Source organism: Pseudomonas sp. R5(2019), from assembly GCF_009905435.1.
In the GTDB taxonomy this organism is placed as follows: domain Bacteria; phylum Pseudomonadota; class Gammaproteobacteria; order Pseudomonadales; family Pseudomonadaceae; genus Aquipseudomonas.
The window spans coordinates 1-18,061 of sequence record NZ_JAAAMT010000058.1; the positions used below are offsets into that span (position 1 = coordinate 1).

Genomic DNA, 18,061 nt, shown 5'->3' on the forward strand with positions numbered 1-18,061 from the left:
CGCGATGGGCCGCGCAGCGGCCCCTTGGGCCTGTGACATCTGCGAATCAGCTTGCGAGTGTCGGCGGTTTCAGAATCGCCGGGGCCGCTGCGCAGCCCATCGCGGCCGGGTCCGCTCCTACATGGATTTCGGAGGTTCATCCCTTAACTGACCGCCATTGAGGCTTGCCTGCGATGGCCTCACCGCCGTCTCGCAGGTAAATCGCGGGTTCAGAAATCGAAGAACACCGTCTCGCCTTCGCCCTGAATACGGATGTCGAAGCGGTACGCCAGCTTGCCATCCACTTCGCAACGCTTGGCCACCAGGGTCTCGCGACGCTGCGGCTGTTCGATCAGGTTGAGCACTGGGCACTTGCTGTTGGCCTGGGCCTCATCATCGAAATACAGGCGCGTGTGCAGGTGGATGTTGATACCACGGGCAAACAGGATGACGTTGATGTGTGGCGCCATCGGCACGCCGGCAGCGTTTTTCACCACACCCGGCTTGATGGTGTTAAGCGTCCACTCGCCCGCATCAAAAGTGGTCGCGGTGCGGCCAAAGCTGTTGAAGGGCTTCTCCAGGTTGTAGTCGGCGTCGTAGCGACCGTTGTGGTCAGCCTGCCAGAACTCCAGGAAGGAGTCGCGAACCAGGTGGCCATTGCCGTCATAGACGTTGCCCAGCAGCACAATGTGCTCGCCCGGCGCGCCCGGCTTGGCCATTTCGTTCCAGATTTCCTGGTCGCGCGGCTCGTTGCCGGCCGCGCTCAGGGCCAGGCCAATATGCACGTAAGGGCCGGCGGTCTGCGAGGCGGTTTCCGGCAGCAGTTGAATAGGCATGTGCGCAGCTCCTCAGCAGTTTTCGAAGTGAGTCTTGCGCTGGCCGCGCAGGATGATGTCGAACCGATACGCCAGGCAATCCATCGGGTTGCCGTTGGCCATGTCGAGTTTGGCGATCAGGGTTTGCACCGCCTCCGGATCCGCGATCGATTTGACGATCGGGCACATCGGGATCAGCGGGTCGCCTTCGAAATACAGCTGGGTAATCAAGCGGGTCGAAATCGACGGGCCGCTGATGGAGAAGTGAATGTGCGCCGGGCGCCAGTCATTCGGGCCGTTGCGCCATGGGTACGGGCCCGGCTTGATGGTGCGGAAGCTGTAATAGCCTTCGCTGTCGGTCAGCGCGCGGCCAACACCACCGAAGTTAGGGTCCAGCGGTGCCAGGTAGCGGTCATTCTTGTGGCGATAGCGGCCGCCAGCGTTGGCTTGCCACATTTCTACCAGGGTGTGCGGGATCGGCTTGCCATACTGGTCGCAGACGCGGCCGGCAACGATGATGCGCTCGCCGATCGGCAGGCCACCGTTGTTGTAGTTCAGCAGCAGGTCGTTGTCATGCTGGCCAAACTTCAGGTGAGTGAAATCCGGGCCGGTGGTTTCGCTCACCGATTGCGGAATGCTCACCAGCGCCTGGCGCGGGGAACGGGCAACGGAAGTCTTGTAGTCAGGCGTCAGGGCTTTGGGGTGCCAATTACGATCACGGGTGATGAAGCGACTGTTGTCTGAAGCAGACATGTCGTTCTCCTGTTATAGGTTTTTGTAAGGCCTGGGAGACAGGCGTTGGTGTCAGTGTCCGGCAATTGCCGGGGCTGGAAAACTGAAAAGACGGGTGGCATGCATAACCATATGGTTATGCATGAATGAAGCTGCTCCAAGAAGGCCTTACCGGCAGCATGAACTACCCTCTATGTTCAGGTTTGGGTTTCAGCACCTCGACGCTCAACGGCAGTACCGACCCAGACGCCTGCAGCGAGGGCATTTTCATGCTTTGGAAAAAAGGCAGACGCAGCGACAACGTCGTCGATGCACGTGGTGAGGGTGGTGGCGGCGGTATGCGCTTTGGCGGCGGCAAGGGCTTGGGCCTGGGCGCCGTGGTGCTGATCGTCGGCATTGGCTTGCTGACCGGGCAAGACCCGATGCAGATTCTCGGCCAGCTCACCGGGCAGATGTCCGAGCAAACGGCGCCCACCCCAGCGGGGGTCACCAAGGCGCCGCCGGTCGGTGACGTACAGGCTGATTTCGTCTCCAGCATTCTGGGCGACACCGAAGACACCTGGCGGGAAATCTTTTCCCAGGGCGGTCGCCAGTACCAAGACCCGACCTTGAAACTCTTCAGTGGCCAGGTCAATTCCGCCTGTGGCTTTGCCAGCTCTGCCACCGGCCCTTTCTACTGCCCGCAGGACCAGATGGTTTACCTGGACACCAGCTTCTTCCGCGAAATGGAACAGCGCTTCGCCGCCGCCGGTGACTTTGCCCAGGCCTATGTGATCGCTCATGAAGTGGGCCATCACGTGCAAACCCTGCTCGGTGTTTCCGCCAGGGTGCAGGCCGCCCGCCAGAGTGGCCAGCGCCTGGAAGGCAACAATGGCTTGTTGGTGCGCCAGGAATTGCAGGCCGATTGCCTGGCCGGCGTCTGGGCGTTTCATGGCCAGCAGCGGCACAACTGGCTGGAGCCCGGCGATATTGAAGAAGCCCTGAACGCGGCTAATGCCATCGGCGATGACCGCCTGCAGCAACAAGGACAAGGCCGCGTGGTGCCGGACTCGTTCACCCACGGCACGTCCGCACAGCGGGTGCGCTGGTTCAAGACCGGCTTCGCCAACGGTGATATCAGCCAGTGCGACACCTTCACCGCCAAGGGCCTCTAGACCAGAATGTGGCCTTGACCTGCTGCGCAATCAGATGGAATCAGGTCGCCCCAACATCCCGCGCAAGGCCGCGCAATCGGGTGCATGCCAATCCGTCAGCTCCGGCCACGGGTTATCCGCAAGATTCACCAGCACGGTCCGGGTACCCGCCGCCCGGCCGCAATCCAGATCAAACCGGTAGTCACCCACCATCACCATCCGCTGCGGTTCCACATCCCAGGCCTGGGCCAGTTTCAGCAGGCCGCCGGGGTGCGGCTTGGGCGGTGCCTCGTCGCGACCCAGCACGTCCTCGACCGCAAAGCAGTCGGCCAGGCCAATGGCTTGCAGCGTCACATGGGCCAGCTCCCGCGCGTTGCGGGTCAGGATCCCCAGCCGATAACCGCGCCCGACCAGCTCACGCACCAACTCCACCGCGCCAACCGCCGCTGTCGAGGCGATCGCCAGATCACGCTCGTGCTCCAGCAGCCAGGCATGCTTGGCGGCCGCAACCGGTGCCGGCAAGGCCGCCAGGTGGGTGAGGATGTCGTCTTCAGGCGGGATATCCAGCGCCTGGCGAATGGCCGCGAAGTCATGCACGGCCACGGTCAGGGTGCCGTCCATGTCGAACACCCAATGGCGGATATCGTTCAGGCTCATGCCCAGTCCTTGCGGTGACGGATCAAGCCTTCCTGCGACGAGGACGCCACCAGTTGCCCGGCACGGTTGTAGATGCTGCCACGGCAGAAGCCACGGGCATTGCCGGCCCAGGGGCTGTCCAGCGCATACAGCAGCCAGTCATCGGCGCGCAGGTTCTGGTGGAACCACAGCGCGTGATCGAGGCTGGCGATCTGCATGTCCTTGTGCCACACCGACTTGCCATGAGGCATCAGCGAGGTGGTCAGCAGGCCGAAGTCCGAAGCGTAGGCGAGGATGTATTTGTGCAACGCCGGGGAATCGGCCAGGACACCGTCGGCGCGAAACCAGATGTATTTGATCGGGTCGCCGACCTGGGGGTTGTAGGGGTCTTTTTCGGTCACCGGGCGCATTTCTATCGGCTTGGCGCACAGCAGCTTTTCGCGAATATGCGGGGGAATCCGGTCCGCCACCAACTTTGTCAGCTCCACCTCGCAGGGCAGGTTTTCCGGGCCGACCACCTGGGGCATCTGCGTCTGATGCGCAAAGCCTTCTTCGTCGTACTGGAACGACGTGGTGCAGGTAAAGATCGGCTGGCCCTTCTGGACGGCTGTCACCCGGCGGGTGCTGAAGCTGCCGCCATCACGTACCCGGTCCACCATGTAGACCACCGGTAGGGTGGCGTCGCCAGGTCGCAGGAAATAACCGTGCAGCGAGTGCACGTGGCGGGCTTCTTCCACTGTCTGGCTGGCAGCGGACAGCGATTGCCCCAAGACCTGGCCACCGTACAACTGACGAAAGCCCAGGTCCTGGCTGCGCCCACGGAACAGGTTTTCCTCGATCGGCTCCAGGCTCAACAAATCGACCAGATCGTCCAACACGTGGCTCATTCAGTATTCTCCTAAGCGTTCTTGCGGTGGTCTGCGCAGCTGTGGATAAGCGGGCTCGGTGCTCAATCGCTGATCCCACACCGCGCTTCCTAAGGTGAAATGATACAGGCTTTGCCATTGCAGGCCCGAATGGCCAATCAATTCATGAACTGCCGGGTCGAAATAACAACCGATGCCGGTGCCGGACAAACCGGCTGCTTCGGCCTCCAGGTACAACACCTGGCCGATCATCCCACACTCCCAATACAAGCGCGGGTAGCGCCAGACACCGTCGGCCAGGGCGCGCTCGAAACGCGCCAGCATCGCGATCGCCACACAACCGTCGCTGGCAATGGCCTGCCCGCACGACAAGAATTTCGCGGCGCTGCGCGCATCCCCTGCCAGCAGGCGGTACAGCGGCACGTGGTCATCCACACGCTCCCAGAGAAAATCCTCGCGCAGGCCCGTCACAGGCGCCTGGCCTGTGCGCGCCAGCCAGTACAGGCCAGGATCCAGCCCTTGAACCCGGTGCACAAACAGCAGCAGGTCCACCTGTGGGGGTTCGCCGCTGGCCGCAAAGGGCACCGGTGACGCCTCAGGCATCAGGCGCTGCAACCAGGCCTTCAGCAACTCGGCCTGAATACCGCTGCGACCGTCCATGGCCTGGGCGCTACGCCGACGGTGCAGCAGAGGCCGTAGCGGCAAGCCCGGGTTATCCACAGCCACGCGGCCAGTGTCCGTTGCCCAACTCTGTATCGGCAACGCCGGTGCCCGGCACAGCGCATGGACCCTTTCCAACTCAGGCCAATGCCGATACTGACGGGACAAGCGATTGGGTGTTCCACCGAGTTCCAGTTCACCCAAGGCCTTCCAGAATGTGCCGGGCCACTGCGGCTCCCGTACTTGCGCCGGGCCGACCCAGAGCACGGCATCAATCTGCTCGCGCTCGTGAAAGCCCTCGCGATCCAGACCGAAGGGCCGATCATAGTCGGCCTCGGCGCGCCCACGCAGCAGGCGGACCTGCCAACCCAGCGCACTGGCCGCGATGCTCAAGGCCGCCAGCGCATGGCCCAGGTCGTGCTGGCAATAACGGTAGGCGCGCTCGCCGTACTTCCAGGCTTCACGCCAGACGATACTGCTCAGCGCCAGCACACAGCCGCCGTGCGGCAAGCCCTGTGCAAACTGTCGCGCAAGCTGCGGCGGCAGTTGCGCGCGGACTTCAAGCCCATGGATATCGGCGCTGTAGTGCGCCAGCAGGGCGGCCTCCTCGTCCATGGCGGGCAACAGCACATACGCTTCAGTGGGGTGCAGGTTGCCGCTGGAAGGATTGACCCGCAGCGCCCAGCGATTGCCACCGGCCCGCTTCCAGGCCGACACCGCCAGGCTGTCATAGAGCAATTGCGACAGGCTCGACAGGTTGAACGTTGCGGGCGCTCCCACGGGGCCAGCGAAGACCGTGTCATAGGACGGTGATTCTTCCAGCGGGCGATGCAGCAATTCGATGACGCTTGCCTGAGGGTAACGGCGAAACGCGGCCGGTTGGGTCGCCCAGTCCAATTGGCCGGGGCCCGGCGCAAAAGCCTCGGGAGCATGCATGCTCAGCCGGTGATAACTCAGTAGATCGTCCCACTCAGCCATGCAGCGTCTCCAGCCATTGCGCCCGATTGATGCGATACAACACATGCGCGCGCAACGGGTCATCGGCCGTTAGCCTGGGGTGTTCGAAGTCGCCCGCCAGATCGCGCTGCATGCCGATGGCCTGCATGACTTTCTGCGACGGCAGATTATTGCGGGTAGTGAACGACACCACCTCGTTGAGCCCCAACTGGGCGAAGGCACAGCGCAAGCTGGTCCACGCCGCCTCGCTGGCAAAGCCCAGGCCCCAATGCCGCCTGGCCAAGCGCCAGCCGATCTCCACGGCTGGGGCAAAAGGGGCATTGAAGTTCACATTCATCAGCCCGGTAAAGCCGATAAACGCCCCGCTGTCCTTGCGCTCCAGCGCCCATAGGCCAAAACCGTACTCGGCAAAATGGCCACGGATACGGCCGATCAAGGCGGCGCTTTCGACCCGGCTCAAGGGCGCGGGAAAATAACGCATCACCTGCGGGTCGGCGCACAGCGTGGCGAATTCGCGCAGGTCATCGTCCCCCCATTGGCGCAGCAGCAGACGCGCACTTTCCAGCTCAAGAATCGGTTTCATCGACAGGCTCCTCTCTCAACGCCGCCAGTCTACAGCGCTGGCCCCCAGGGGCTCGCTACTGGCAAGATCGGGCTCTGGCCTTCACGATTCGACTTCAGCATGCCGTTACCCCTGGTCTACCACGACGATTACAGCCCGGCGTTCCCTGCCGACCACCGCTTCCCGATGGACAAGTTCCGCTTGTTGCGCGATCACTTGGTCGACAGCGGGCTGACCACCGAGCAAGCCTTGTTGCGCCCGGATATCTGCCCAGCCGAGATCCTCGCCCTGGCCCACGACCCGATCTATATCGAGCGTTTCATGAGCGGTGAGCTGCCCCGCGAAGACCAGCGCCGCCTCGGCCTGCCCTGGAGCGAAGCGCTGGCGCGGCGGACCGTACGCGCCGTCGGCGGCTCGCTGCTGGCGGCCGAGCAGGCCTTGCAACACGGGCTGGCCTGTCATCTGGCCGGTGGCACCCATCATGCTCATTATGACCATCCGGCCGGTTTCTGCATTTTCAACGACCTGGCCGTGATCAGCCGTTACCTGCTCGAAAGCGGTGCTGTCAGCCGGGTGCTGATCTTCGATTGCGACGTGCACCAGGGCGACGGTACCGCGCGGATCCTCGCTGACACGCCGGAGGCCATCACCGTTTCCCTGCACTGCGAACAGAACTTCCCGGCCCGCAAGGCCCAGAGCGATTGGGACATTCCCCTGCAGCGCGGAATGGGCGACGAGGAATACCTGCACGTTGTCCACAACACCCTCAATTACCTGCTGCCGCTGTACCAGCCGGACCTGGTGCTCTACGACGCCGGCGTCGATGTGCACAAGGACGATGCCCTGGGCTACCTGCAGCTGACCGACAACGGCGTTGCCGCCCGTGACGAGGCGGTGTTTCGCCAGTGCCTGGGGCGCGATATTCCGGTGGTCGGGCTGATCGGTGGCGGCTATAGCAAAGACCGCCAAGCGCTGGCCCGCCGCCACGGTATCCTGCACCACAGCGCCCAGCGGGTGTGGGCACGTCTTTAGTTGTTCACAATCGGCTCGGCGTAACTCTCTGACGCACGAAGGGTACGCTGACCCAAAAGCACGACCGCCACCATCACCAGCCCCGCGACAATGGCTACACCGAACCCTGCCCGCGCGCCATAGGCATCAATGACCAGCCCCGAAACGACTCCACCGAGCGCTACGCCGATGCTGATGCCTGTCGTCATCCACGTTAGTCCTTCGGTGATCCTGGACGGTGGAACAATGATCGTACCGAGATTCATGACGATGACCATAGTTGGCGCGAATGACATGCCTGCCACAAAGAGCATCCCCGTCAAGACGTAGACGTCCGGTGAGAGAATGGGCAATACGGCTGTTACTGCCGTTACCAGTATCCCAATGAAGAACTGCTTTTCAATCGGTAAGGAAACCCTTAACGCGCCGAACGTCAGGCCAGCGATCATTGAGCCGAGCGCATAGGCTGCCAGAATGAAGCTGGCGGACGTTGGCCAGCCTTGTGCGTTGGCGAAGGCAACAACAGCCACATCGATTGATCCGCCAATCACACCCATTGCTAGAAGCGCCAGAACGATGGTGCGAAGGCCGGGGATACGTAAGGTCGAGCTTGAGCTCCCCCCGCCGCCCATGACTACCTCCGGTTCTGTCTGCCGCTGCAGAAGAAAAGCAGTCACACCGATTACCAGCAGCAAGACGGCAACAAGAGGTCCGGCTTCGGCGAAGAAGCTGGTGCTCAGACCAATGGCGAGTGGTGGACCAATGATAAAGGCCAGTTCAGTTAGAACAGTGTCCAAGGAGAAGGCCGTGTGTAATTGCGGCTTGCCACGGAAAAGTTGTGTCCAGCGTGCTCTTATCATCGCGGGCATGCTTGGCATCGTGCCCGCCAGTGCCGCAAGAATAAAAAGCAGCAAGACCGAAGCCCTCATATAGACAGCCATTATCAATGCCAACAACATGCCAATACTGAAGGCAGTCACCAAGGGCAAGACTCGACTCTGCCCCCGCTGATCAACAAGCTTCGATACGTGCGGGCCGATAAGCGCATTCGCCAATGTAAATGTCCCTGCGACCGCGCCAGCCAGCCAATAAACACCCGTCTGCTGCACCAACATGGTAATGATGCCGATGCCGATCATTGCTTGTGGCAGACGAGCAATGGAACTCGCGATCACCAACCCCATGACGCCGGGGGTAGTCAGAAGGTCGCGATAGGGGTTGGCCATGAATTCTCCGGTTGGTAATTCGACGCTGATTTCTAGTGCCTCGCTTCACGCGACGTAAACTTCGCCGAACAACCACCTCGACGCTTTGGCCAATTGCACATCGCAAGCCATCATTTTGGAAGCACTTCCCAATACACAGCTGTGAGCAAATATTTTTATGTCCATTAGTTACTCACCAGCCGTTATTCACAATCGCTGTGGAACCGCCTGTGGATAACCTGAGTGAAAGCCAATTTGGCCCAGCACAGCCGGGGGTTTCCGAGCGCGGTGTGTTTTTTGTACAGCTCTGAGCCGCCCACCCTGGGGTAGAATGTCCGGCTAATTTCGCCACGTGCAGAGCCCCATGTCCGACGCCCGCCCTTCTTCTACCTTCCACGTTGCAATTATTGGTGGTGGCCCTGCCGGGTTGATGGCGGCCGAAGTGCTGAGCCAGGCGGGCGTGCGCGTTGATTTGTACGACGCGATGCCGTCGGTGGGGCGTAAATTCTTGCTGGCCGGCGTCGGCGGCATGAACATCACCCATTCCGAGGCCTATTCGGCCTTTGTTTCGCGCTATGCCGAACGCAGCGACGAGATTGACCGCCTGCTGACCCCGTTCAATGCCGACGCCCTGTGCCAATGGATTCACGGCCTGGGCATCGAGACTTTTGTCGGCAGTTCCGGGCGGGTATTCCCCACCGACATGAAAGCCGCGCCGCTGCTTCGTGCCTGGCTCAAGCGCCTGCGCGATGCCGGCGTAGTTATCCACACCCGGCACCGCTGGTTGGGCTGGAATGTCGATGGCGCGCTGCGCATCGCCAATCTCGAAGGCGAACAGGCGATCAAGGCCGACGCTGTGGTATTGGCGCTGGGCGGCGGCAGCTGGGCACGCCTGGGTTCCGACGGTGCCTGGATGCCTTGGCTGGCAGAAGCAGGCGTTGAACTCAAAGCCCTGCAGCCGGCCAACTGCGGTTTCGACGTTGCCGCCTGGAGCGAAGTGCTGAAAGCCAAGTTCGCCGGCGCCCCGCTGAAGAACATCGCCTTGAGCGTCGACGGCCAGCCGCCCCGGCTGGGCGAATGCGTACTGACGGCCACGGGCCTTGAAGGCAGCCTGGTCTATGCGCTGTCGGCGCAGATTCGCGAACGCATCAACCAATCCGGTAGCGCCACAGTGATGCTGGACCTGCTGCCGGGCAAGGCTGTGGATAAACTCCAAAGCGCCCTGGCCAAGCCGCGCGGCTCGCGCTCGATGGCCAAGCATCTGCACAGCCAGGTGGGGCTCGACGGGGTGAAAGCGGCCTTGCTGCGCGAACAGACGAATGCCGCAACCTTTGCTGACCCGGCCTTGCTGGCACGGGCGATCAAGGCATTGCCGATTACGTTGGTGCAGACACGGCCGCTGGATGAAGCGATCAGTAGCGCGGGCGGTGTGACATTCGAGGCTGTGGATAAGCATCTGATGCTCACGAGCAAGCCCGGCGTGTTCTGCGCTGGCGAAATGCTCGACTGGGAAGCGCCGACTGGGGGGTATCTGCTGACGGCGTGCTTTGCCAGTGGGCGAGTGGCAGGGCTGGGGGCGCTGGAGTGGTTGCAGAGTTAAGCGACTTAATGTTGGAGCGGATTTATCCGCGAATAGCTTCACCGCAGCAGGTCTGACACACCGCGGCGAAACCATTCGCGGATCAATCCGCTCCCACAGATGCTAGACCCACATGCTGCGGTATTTTCGTCTCAAGGCTTGCGCTTGCGCGGCCCCGTATTGAACACCGGCACCTTGCGCACCGGCTTGACCGCAGGCTCCGCCGCCGGCTCGTCGCCGCTGTCCATCCAGCGACCCAGGCTACGCTTGCCGCCCGTTTCTTTCGGCTTTTTCGGTTTCTTCGGCTTTTTCAGCACGGCGCCACTGGCGTCGGTCATCGGCACCCGATGTTCCGGCACGAAATCCGGTTCTTCATGGCGCGGCAAGGTCACACGGGTCAGGGTTTCGATGGCGGCCAGCAGGTTCACTTCATCGGCGCACACCAGCGAAATCGCTTCACCCGTGGAACCGGCACGGCCGGTCCGGCCGATGCGGTGGATGTAGTCTTCAGCCACGATCGGCAGGTCGAAGTTCACCACCAGCGGCAGGCTTTCGATATCCAGCCCGCGTGCCGCCACATCGGTGGCGACCAGGATCTGCACCTCACTGGCCTTGAAGCTGTCCAGCGCGCGCTGGCGGGTAGCCTGGGGCTTGTCACCATGAATGCCGTCGGCGTTGACGCCCTGCCCCATCAGCCGCTCGACCAGTTGATCGACGCCGTTGCGGGTCTTGGCGAAGACCAGCACTTGCTTCCAGCGCTGCTTGCGCATTAAGTGAATAAACAGCTCCGGCTTGCGCTTTTTATCCACAGGCACGACCCACTGCTTGACCGTGTTAGCGGCCACGTTGCGCGGGCTGACTTCAATGCTCAGCGGGTCGTTGAGCATGGTCCCGGCCAACAGCCGAATCGAATCGGAAAAGGTCGCGGAAAACAGCAGCGTCTGGCGCTTTCTCGGCAAGGCCGCGTAGATGTTGCTCAGCTCTTCGGAGAACCCCAGGTCAAGCATGCGATCCGCTTCATCGAGCACCAGCACTTGCAGCTGCGGGAATTTCACCGCGTTCTGGCGGTACAGGTCGAGCAGTCGCCCCGGGGTGGCCACCAAGAGGTCGACGCCCTTGCGCAGCTTCATCATTTGCGGATTGATGCTGACGCCGCCGTACACCGCATAGGTGCTCAGCGGCAGGTGCTCGGCGTATTCCTGAATATTGGCGTGAACCTGCTCGGCCAGCTCGCGGGTCGGCACCAGCACCAGTGCACGCACCGAGTTGCTGGCGACTTTTGCGCCTTCCATGGTCAGGCGTTGCAGCAGCGGCAGGGCGAAGCCTGCGGTCTTGCCGGTGCCGGTCTGGGCCGCGGCCATCAGGTCGCGACCGGCCAGCACGGCGGGAATGGCCTGTGCCTGGACCGGTGTCGGAGTGTTGTAACCCAGGGTTTGCAGTGCGCGCAGCAGCGGTTCAATCAGGCCAAGTTTGGCGAATGTCATCAGGTAATACCGTCGAAGAGTTCAGCAATGCGCGCAGTTTACCTGTCCATCGCCCTTACTGCTTGCGCCATTGCGGCAGGCCGATCAACATCCATGGCAAACGACGGGAGGCAGGCATGCAAGGCTCGCGATCAAATAATTAGAGCGCTAGTTTAGAAAGGCATGAGCGCAAAAGTAAGTGTCAAAGCCTGTTTATTAGCTGTCGGCACCCGCCGTCGCTGAGCGTCTGACGACACTTGAGGCCTGATCAACCGGGTGGCCATCTGGAGGCAAATGCAAGCCGCTTTTGATTTTTTGTGGGAGCAAAGCTTGCTCGCGATGCAGGCGCCGCGCTTTATCAGGTACACCGCGGTGAAGCTATCGCGAGCAAGCTTTGCTCCCACAGAAGTAAGGCTCAGCATCCGGTGATTGCCCCCAAAGAATGCCTAGCCGCGATGGCGGGCCAGGGCTTCGCGGATCTTGGCCGCCGGGACTTTCTGCAAGCTGCAGAACAGGTCATGGGAAACGTGCGCCAGGCCGTGGGTCTGGCGCAGTTCACCGGCCAGGTGCTGGGCCAGGTTGGCAGCCATCTCGGCATCCGCCATGGCCCGGTGAGCCTTGCCGGTGTCAGGCAAGTTGGCGTAACGGGTCAGGGTGCCGAGTTTGTGGTTGGGCGCGGCAGGCATCAGGCGCCGGGCCAGCAGCATCGAACAGGCAAAGCGCTGGTGACGGCTGTGGCCGATCCGGCCGAGTTCGAAGTCCCAGAATTTCTGGTCGAACGAGGCGTTGTGCGCCAGCAGCGGCGTGTCGCCGACAAAGGCGACAGCCTCGCGCATCACCTGCTCCACCGGCGGCGCACTGCGCACCATCGCCGTGGTGATGCCGGTCAGGCTGGCGACAAATCCGGGCACCGAGACACCGGCATTCATCAGGCTCTGATAACGATCCACGATCTGCCCGTGCTCAAGCATGACCACGGCAATTTCAGTGACGCGGCAATAGTCGCTCGGGGAGATACCCGTGGTTTCAAAGTCGATGACAGCAATACGTTCCAAACGGGCAAACCTCAACAGTGGCTAGTTTTTCAACAACAGCGCGCCTTCAATGGGCACATAACGGCTGGCGGCACGGATCAGCGAGTTGGCGGTCAGGCCCGGGACGCCATAGGCCACCGCCTCGACGCCGTGCTTCTGGATGATGCGTTCGAGCAGCAGGTCGAAATCACCGTCGCCCGAGGCCAGTACCACTTCATCGACGTGATCGGCGGCGTCCATGATGTCCAGGGTGATGCCCACGTCCCAGTCGCCCTTGGCCGAGCCGTCGCTGCGCTGGATATAAGGCTTGAGCTTTACCGTAAAACCAAGGTTGCGCAGGATCTGCTGGAACTGTTGCTGGCGGCTGTCGCCCCGGTCGATGGCATAGGCATAGGCCTCGACGATCTCCCCACGCTTGCCGATATCGGCCCACAACGCGGCGTAGTTGAAATGGCAACCATAGGCCTGGCGCACTGTGTAATAGAGGTTTTGTACATCGGCGAACACTGCAATCTTTCTCACCGCACATCCTCATGGCGTCAACGCGCACTGGCCGGCCAGCGAAACCCGGGCCGGGTCGCCGGACAGTATGCCAGCCTGAAGCAGGATAAGGGGAAAGTGCGCAGCAATGCCGCACCCGACAAGGGCGCCGGGTGCGGTATGCGAGGGTCAGACGTACTCGTCGTCGGAGAACAAATCGCCGCCATCGTCGGAATAACCGGCGTCCATGAAGCCGCCCTGGTCACCACCGTTGTTGTCGTGGCTGACCATCTGCGGTTGATCGTTGCCCCATCCACCGGTGTCGCTGGCAGGCGCCGGCTCTTCCTTGGCGACTTCGGCCACTTCCTCAGGCTGCGAGGGCTGGTTGAACAGGCTGCTGATGCCTTGCGCCAGCATCACGCCACCGGCCACGCCCGCCGCGGTTTGCAGGGCGCCGCCGAGAAAGCTGCTGCCCGCACGAGCAGGGGCGGCCTGGGGCTGGGGCGCTGCGTAATTCTGCTGCGGGACCATGCCGGGGGCGCCACCGAAGTGGCTCGAAGGCTCACGCCAGCCACCACCGGAACTGGCGACCGGGGCCTGACGCTGGACAGGTTGCGGGGCCGATTGTGGGGCCCGCGATGAGCCGCCAAACAGGCTGGAGAGAAAGCCACCACCGCTGGCGGCGGGCGCCTGAGCCGGTGCGGCATGAGCTTGAGCCTTGGCCTGGGCCAGTTCGGCCTGCAGCTGCTTGTTCTGCTCATCGAGGCGCTTGAGGGCCGCTTCCTGCACCAGAATCGCCTGGGCCATGTAGTACGGCGCCGACGGCTGAGCATGCAGATGCTCGACAATACGTTGTTCGGCCTGAGCGTCGCGTGGCGTGGACGGTGTTTCGGCCTGCTTGAGCCGGGCAAACAGTCCATCGATCAGGGTTTGTTCTTCGCTGTTCATCGCGACCTCGTTAGATTGCCTTGGAGAAAACCGGGAACCGCGCCGCCTGGGCACGGGCATGGCTTGAAAGTGGGGGTAAAGATGGCCGATTGAAAGGCCTGCGGTGATTAAACTTTTGTTAACCGCCTGCGCCTTGCGGTTGGACCTGCCCGGAGCATCGGCTAAAGTGACGACCTGCTCCTTAGGCTGCGATATCGACCGATGAATCCGCTCACCGTTCTGCGTGACTCCCTGTATTTCTTTCGCCGCAACCTGGCGACCATCGTGCAACTGTGCCTGCCCCTGGTGGTGCTGGAATCGGTGGTCAAGCAACTGGTGGACCAGGCAGTCGGCACCGATGCCTCACCGGCCTACACGGTGCTGGTCGGCCTGCTGTTCTACCCGCTCTACACGGCGGCGCTGATCCTCTTTCTCGACGCCCGCAGCGAAGGCCGTCAACCGCTCAAGCGCGACTTGCTGGCCATGGCGGTGCGCCTGTGGCCGACCTTTGCCCTGCTGGCGATGATCAGCACCCTGTTGATCATGTTTGGCATGTCGCTGTTCGTGCTGCCGGGCCTGTGGGTGATGATCAAACTGGTATTCGCCGAGTACCTGCTGGTGCTGCGCGGGTTGACGCCGCTGGCCGCCATGCGGGCCAGCTTCCAGCTGACCCAGGGCCACTTCATGCGCATCCTCACCTGCATTCTCTGCGTACTGGCGCCACTCTGGCTGCTCGATGGTGTGAGCATGATGGTCTACCCGGCGCCACAAAACCCGGCAATGTCGCTGCTGCTCGACAGCGTCAGCAGCTTCTTGCAATTGTTCACCAGCGTGGTGCTGTTCCGCCTGTTCATGCTGGTCGACGATGCGGTGCCCGACCGCGCCTGATTTTGTCGCGCAGCGCGTATCCTGCGCCAGATGGCGCAGGTTCGGCAGGATGACCCACAGGCCGCTGCTGGCGCGTTTTCAGTTGCAGCCCAGGCCCTGAGCCGAGCGGCGTGGTTTGGCCCGCGCGGTGGCTTCGGCCACCAGCGGGTCATCCGGCCAATAGTGCTTGGGATAGCGCCCCTTCAGGTCTGCGAACAATCGGAAAATCGTAGCGTGCCTCGCATTGCGTCAGATAACCGATCACGTGCTGTTTGCCCCATGCTCATAAGCTCAAATGGAACGCTGGTTGACCCGCTTTGAAAGCTCCTCGGCTGACTCCTTTCGCTCTGAGTACCGATCCACCAGATAGTCCTGGCGATCTCGCAGAAGCAGCGTGAACTTCATCAACTCCTCCATCACATCAACCAGGCGGTCGTAGTAGGACGAAGGTTTCATCCGACCTGAATTGTCAAACTCCAGAAATGCCTTCGGTACCGACGATTGGTTGGGGATGGTGAACATGCGCATCCAGCGGCCAAGCACCCGGAGTTGGTTCACCACGTTGAAAGATTGCGAACCACCACAGACCTGCAGGACTGCCAGGGTCTTGCCTTGGGTAGGACGGACAGCTCCCATCGCCAGCGGTACCCAGTCAATCTGTGCTTTGAACACAGCGCTCATCGAGCCATGACGCTCGGGAGAGCACCAGACCTGGCCCTCGGACCACTGCATAAGCTCACGAAGCTCGCGAACCTTCTCATGGGAGTCCGGCACATCATCCGGTAGCGGCAAACCCGATGGATCAAAGACTCGAGTTTCGGCGCCGAATTGCTCCAGCAGGCGAGCAGCTTCCTGCACCATCAACCGGCTGAACGAACGTTCGCGAGTAGACCCGTAGAGCAGCAGAATCCGGGGTTTATGAGCGGACGGATCCTTCGGCTGAAGCTGCTCCAGCGAGGGAAGATCGACCAGCTCTGGCTGGATGTTTGGCAAAATGTCGTTCATTCCAATCTCCTTGTATCCAGTGGTTAGAGAGTGCCGATGTGGGCGAGCGCTGCTTTCAGATCATCCACGCTCATTTGCCCAACAGGCAGAGCCATGAAGGCGCGAACCCTTTCATCGATCTTGGCCAGCGTCGCTTGGAACGCGGTTTCGATCTCCGCTTCGCTACCGGTCACTGCGGATGGATCAGCCAAGCCCCAATGGGCTTTGAGAGAAGGACCGAAGAATATTGGGCAAGCCTCTCCAGCAGCGCGATCGCAAACCGTAATGACGATGTCAGGGGGCGAACTTTCGAATGCATCCGAAGCCTTGCTTGATAGGCCTTCGGTGGAGATACCGGCGGCTTCCAGCGTCTTCAACGCCTGAGCATTGACCTTGCCACTTGGAAAACTCCCCGAGCTCACGGCTTCCATGCCTTCGGGTGCCAAGTGGTTGAACAGTGCTTCAGACAAAATGCTGCGGCAGCTGTTGTGGGTGCACATGAACAAGATTTTCATGAAATATCTCCGGAGCAAAAGCTCAGGCGGATTGCCAAAGCCGGGAAAAGAGAGGTCAAACACAAGCGGCCGGGCTTAGGGGCCTATCCCCCATCTCGGCGAGACGCATAGCATCAGTGTTCAACCAGTCCTGGTTGGCATCGACGACACTTTTCAACATCGTCGCAACCCACTCAGGCAGAGAGGGGTGCAGGCGGTAATACACCCACTGCCCCTGGCGGATAAGCCATATATACGGTAAATCAGATATTCTGATCGTTCTAGCTCTGGCGGCTCCCCCTAATCAAGCCAAACCTCAACACCGAACCCAGGGAGCGATCCCAAGCGCCGAAAGCGATTTCCTGTTCGCAGGCGTTCACCGCGTTATGCCCGGCCTCAGCGGTCTACATGGTGAAAGAACTAGACGCTATCGACGTCGCCGCCTCGGCTCACCACCTGTAACTCGCCTCAACGAACGTCAATGAGTTCGGTCTCAAATGGCCAAGGAAGGAATCCCGGGGCCCTCTGAAGATGTCTAACCCTGTGCTCACCCGCCAGGAATCCGTTAATGCGTACTTGAGCCTTCCTCGCAGCATCCAGTCGTCGCGAGGCTCAGTCCAGACCGCAAAGAGATCGAGGTCAGCTTTTGAGTCAAACAGCGGCCTGGCATACCTGAGCGTAACCCCATACTGATCACGGTCCAGCTCATTGCTGATCAGCGCTTGTGCCGCTTGTACCTGGGCAAGCAAGGGATCGTTCGACAGACTCGAAACCGACCTCAAGTGCCGCCAAAAGCCCTGCAAGGAAATAGTCTCTCGATCGCCGATATACCATTCAGCACCACCCATTGCTGAGGCATAGGGCTGCCGTCGGGCGACACCAGGATCCGATGACTGCTCGAAGTCTACCCACGCAATCTCCCCCCTATAGGCCATCTCCCCCCGGACAATTGTGAAGTCGCTACCCAGCATTCGCATACGAGTGGCGTGCTGACCAAGCGTGATGCCTTCAGGCGTGGCACTTCGTACTGCGAAGGTCGGAAACAAGTCATGGCCGTCAATCACACTCACCGACCAGTCGGCATCAGAGCCGAGCACGTCATACTTCACAGCAACTGTAGGACGCACATTTGGATCTTCTTCTCTGAAGACAACGCCAGGTGTCTTCTCCAGCGGCACGTCATTGAACTGGAACCGATCCAGTACATGCACCTGCAGCTTTCCCGCGCCCATCTCACAGTCCAGGTGCAGTCCCCAGTTGCCCGTGCGCTGATCAGTAGTTTCAGGGGTCAATCTCCGATAGTTGCTCGGCGAAATCTGATCAGTGGGATTGATCCCGTCAGCACGCCCCCACATGACCAGCTTTTTACCCAAGGCAGGCGCACACAATGTCTCGCTGCTTTTCACATACAGCTCATTGACCCCTGCGTCTTCACGCTTCTCATCCAGGCGCTCCGGCGACGATAGCGCCCAGACCTCACTACTCAACTGCAGGCTTTCGGACGCCTGCCAGTCCAGTTTGAGCTTGGCACGACTGGAGGATACCGCGCGCTTATCATCCAACATTCGGTTGGATGACCACACACCTGAAGCGATCTCCCCTGTCACTTCCGGTGCACTGGCATAAGCGCTCGCCGAGAGAATCAGAGGCACGACAACACCGGCCCGCCACCAGGGC

General features: G+C 61.3%; 19 protein-coding genes and 1 pseudogene. 4 read left to right on the forward strand and 16 right to left on the reverse strand.

Annotation, left to right across the window (positions count from 1 at the left end; all coding sequences use genetic code 11):
• Positions 1-209: 209 nt before the first annotated feature.
• A complete protein-coding gene (pcaG, locus tag GUY40_RS24855) occupies positions 210-815 on the reverse strand; it encodes a protocatechuate 3,4-dioxygenase subunit alpha (protein ID WP_166571559.1) in 606 nt (201 codons plus the stop codon).
• 12 nt (positions 816-827) lie between these two features.
• The gene (gene pcaH / locus GUY40_RS24860) at positions 828-1,547 is read right to left on the reverse strand and encodes a protocatechuate 3,4-dioxygenase subunit beta (RefSeq protein WP_166571560.1); all 720 of its coding nucleotides are present in this window, start codon (positions 1,545-1,547) and stop codon (positions 828-830) included.
• Between the two features lie 248 nt (positions 1,548-1,795).
• Here pcaH and GUY40_RS24865 point away from each other — a divergent pair, with 248 nt between their 5' ends.
• Positions 1,796-2,680, forward strand: a complete 885-nt coding sequence (locus GUY40_RS24865) for a neutral zinc metallopeptidase (RefSeq protein ID WP_166571587.1) — start codon at positions 1,796-1,798, stop codon at positions 2,678-2,680.
• A gap of 30 nt (positions 2,681-2,710) precedes the next feature.
• Here GUY40_RS24865 and GUY40_RS24870 read toward each other — a convergent pair whose 3' ends face one another.
• Genes GUY40_RS24870 through GUY40_RS24885 form a run of 4 tightly spaced genes read right to left on the reverse strand, consistent with a single transcriptional unit; the run spans position 2,711 to position 6,361 of the window.
• A complete protein-coding gene (locus tag GUY40_RS24870) occupies positions 2,711-3,316 on the reverse strand; it encodes an HAD family hydrolase (protein WP_166571561.1) in 606 nt (201 codons plus the stop codon).
• Positions 3,313-4,182, reverse strand: coding sequence for an acyl-CoA thioesterase II (tesB, locus tag GUY40_RS24875; protein WP_166571562.1), 870 nt, complete (start codon positions 4,180-4,182; stop codon positions 3,313-3,315). The genes GUY40_RS24870 and tesB overlap by 4 nt, the downstream gene beginning before the upstream one ends.
• Entirely contained in the window at positions 4,183-5,799 is a 1,617-nt protein-coding gene (locus tag GUY40_RS24880; protein ID WP_166571563.1) for a nitroreductase family protein, read from the reverse strand.
• Positions 5,792-6,361 (reverse strand): GNAT family N-acetyltransferase, encoded by a 570-nt coding sequence (locus tag GUY40_RS24885; protein ID WP_166571564.1) that lies wholly within the window; start codon positions 6,359-6,361, stop codon positions 5,792-5,794. The genes GUY40_RS24880 and GUY40_RS24885 overlap by 8 nt, the downstream gene beginning before the upstream one ends.
• A gap of 99 nt (positions 6,362-6,460) precedes the next feature.
• Here GUY40_RS24885 and GUY40_RS24890 point away from each other — a divergent pair, with 99 nt between their 5' ends.
• On the forward strand, positions 6,461-7,372 hold the full coding sequence (locus tag GUY40_RS24890; RefSeq protein WP_166571565.1) for a histone deacetylase: 912 nt from the start codon (positions 6,461-6,463) through the stop codon (positions 7,370-7,372).
• Here the strand turns inward: GUY40_RS24890 and GUY40_RS24895 are convergent.
• Positions 7,369-8,577 (reverse strand): MFS transporter, encoded by a 1,209-nt coding sequence (locus tag GUY40_RS24895; RefSeq protein WP_166571566.1) that lies wholly within the window; start codon positions 8,575-8,577, stop codon positions 7,369-7,371. The genes GUY40_RS24890 and GUY40_RS24895 overlap by 4 nt on opposite strands.
• Positions 8,578-8,920: 343 nt before the next feature.
• Here GUY40_RS24895 and GUY40_RS24900 point away from each other — a divergent pair, with 343 nt between their 5' ends.
• Positions 8,921-10,156, forward strand: a complete 1,236-nt coding sequence (locus tag GUY40_RS24900; protein ID WP_166571567.1) for a TIGR03862 family flavoprotein — start codon at positions 8,921-8,923, stop codon at positions 10,154-10,156.
• 131 nt (positions 10,157-10,287) lie between these two features.
• Here the strand turns inward: GUY40_RS24900 and GUY40_RS24905 are convergent, their stop codons facing one another.
• The 4 genes from GUY40_RS24905 to GUY40_RS24920 form a co-directional block, all read right to left on the reverse strand.
• Positions 10,288-11,619, reverse strand: coding sequence for a DEAD/DEAH box helicase (locus GUY40_RS24905; RefSeq protein ID WP_166571568.1), 1,332 nt, complete (start codon positions 11,617-11,619; stop codon positions 10,288-10,290).
• A 425-nt stretch (positions 11,620-12,044) separates the two neighbouring features.
• Positions 12,045-12,653, reverse strand: coding sequence for a PolC-type DNA polymerase III (locus GUY40_RS24910; protein ID WP_166571569.1), 609 nt, complete (start codon positions 12,651-12,653; stop codon positions 12,045-12,047).
• Between the two features lie 21 nt (positions 12,654-12,674).
• Entirely contained in the window at positions 12,675-13,154 is a 480-nt protein-coding gene (locus GUY40_RS24915; protein WP_166571570.1) for an NYN domain-containing protein, read from the reverse strand.
• Between the two features lie 147 nt (positions 13,155-13,301).
• Positions 13,302-14,060, reverse strand: coding sequence for a DUF2076 domain-containing protein (locus GUY40_RS24920; protein ID WP_166571571.1), 759 nt, complete (start codon positions 14,058-14,060; stop codon positions 13,302-13,304).
• A gap of 201 nt (positions 14,061-14,261) precedes the next feature.
• On the opposite strand from GUY40_RS24920, the gene GUY40_RS24925 reads away from it, so the two are divergent.
• Positions 14,262-14,927: a YciC family protein gene (locus GUY40_RS24925; protein ID WP_166571572.1), complete on the forward strand. Its 666-nt coding sequence runs from the start codon at positions 14,262-14,264 to the stop codon at positions 14,925-14,927.
• 78 nt (positions 14,928-15,005) lie between these two features.
• Here GUY40_RS24925 and GUY40_RS24930 read toward each other — a convergent pair whose 3' ends face one another.
• From GUY40_RS24930 to GUY40_RS24945, 5 genes and pseudogenes are all read right to left on the reverse strand, one after another.
• Positions 15,006-15,134, reverse strand: coding sequence for an ATP-dependent helicase C-terminal domain-containing protein (locus GUY40_RS24930; protein ID WP_371924963.1), 129 nt, complete (start codon positions 15,132-15,134; stop codon positions 15,006-15,008).
• A gap of 63 nt (positions 15,135-15,197) precedes the next feature.
• Positions 15,198-15,911, reverse strand: a complete 714-nt coding sequence (gene arsH, locus GUY40_RS24935; RefSeq protein ID WP_166571574.1) for an arsenical resistance protein ArsH — start codon at positions 15,909-15,911, stop codon at positions 15,198-15,200.
• Positions 15,912-15,934: 23 nt separating this feature from the next.
• Positions 15,935-16,405, reverse strand: coding sequence for an arsenate reductase ArsC (locus GUY40_RS24940; RefSeq protein ID WP_166571575.1), 471 nt, complete (start codon positions 16,403-16,405; stop codon positions 15,935-15,937).
• A 55-nt stretch (positions 16,406-16,460) separates the two neighbouring features.
• Positions 16,461-16,625: pseudogene (locus GUY40_RS28475) on the reverse strand (transcriptional regulator); the annotation flags it as partial.
• A 208-nt stretch (positions 16,626-16,833) separates the two neighbouring features.
• Positions 16,834-18,036, reverse strand: a complete 1,203-nt coding sequence (locus GUY40_RS24945; RefSeq protein WP_166571576.1) for a hypothetical protein — start codon at positions 18,034-18,036, stop codon at positions 16,834-16,836.
• Positions 18,037-18,061 lie beyond the last annotated feature (25 nt).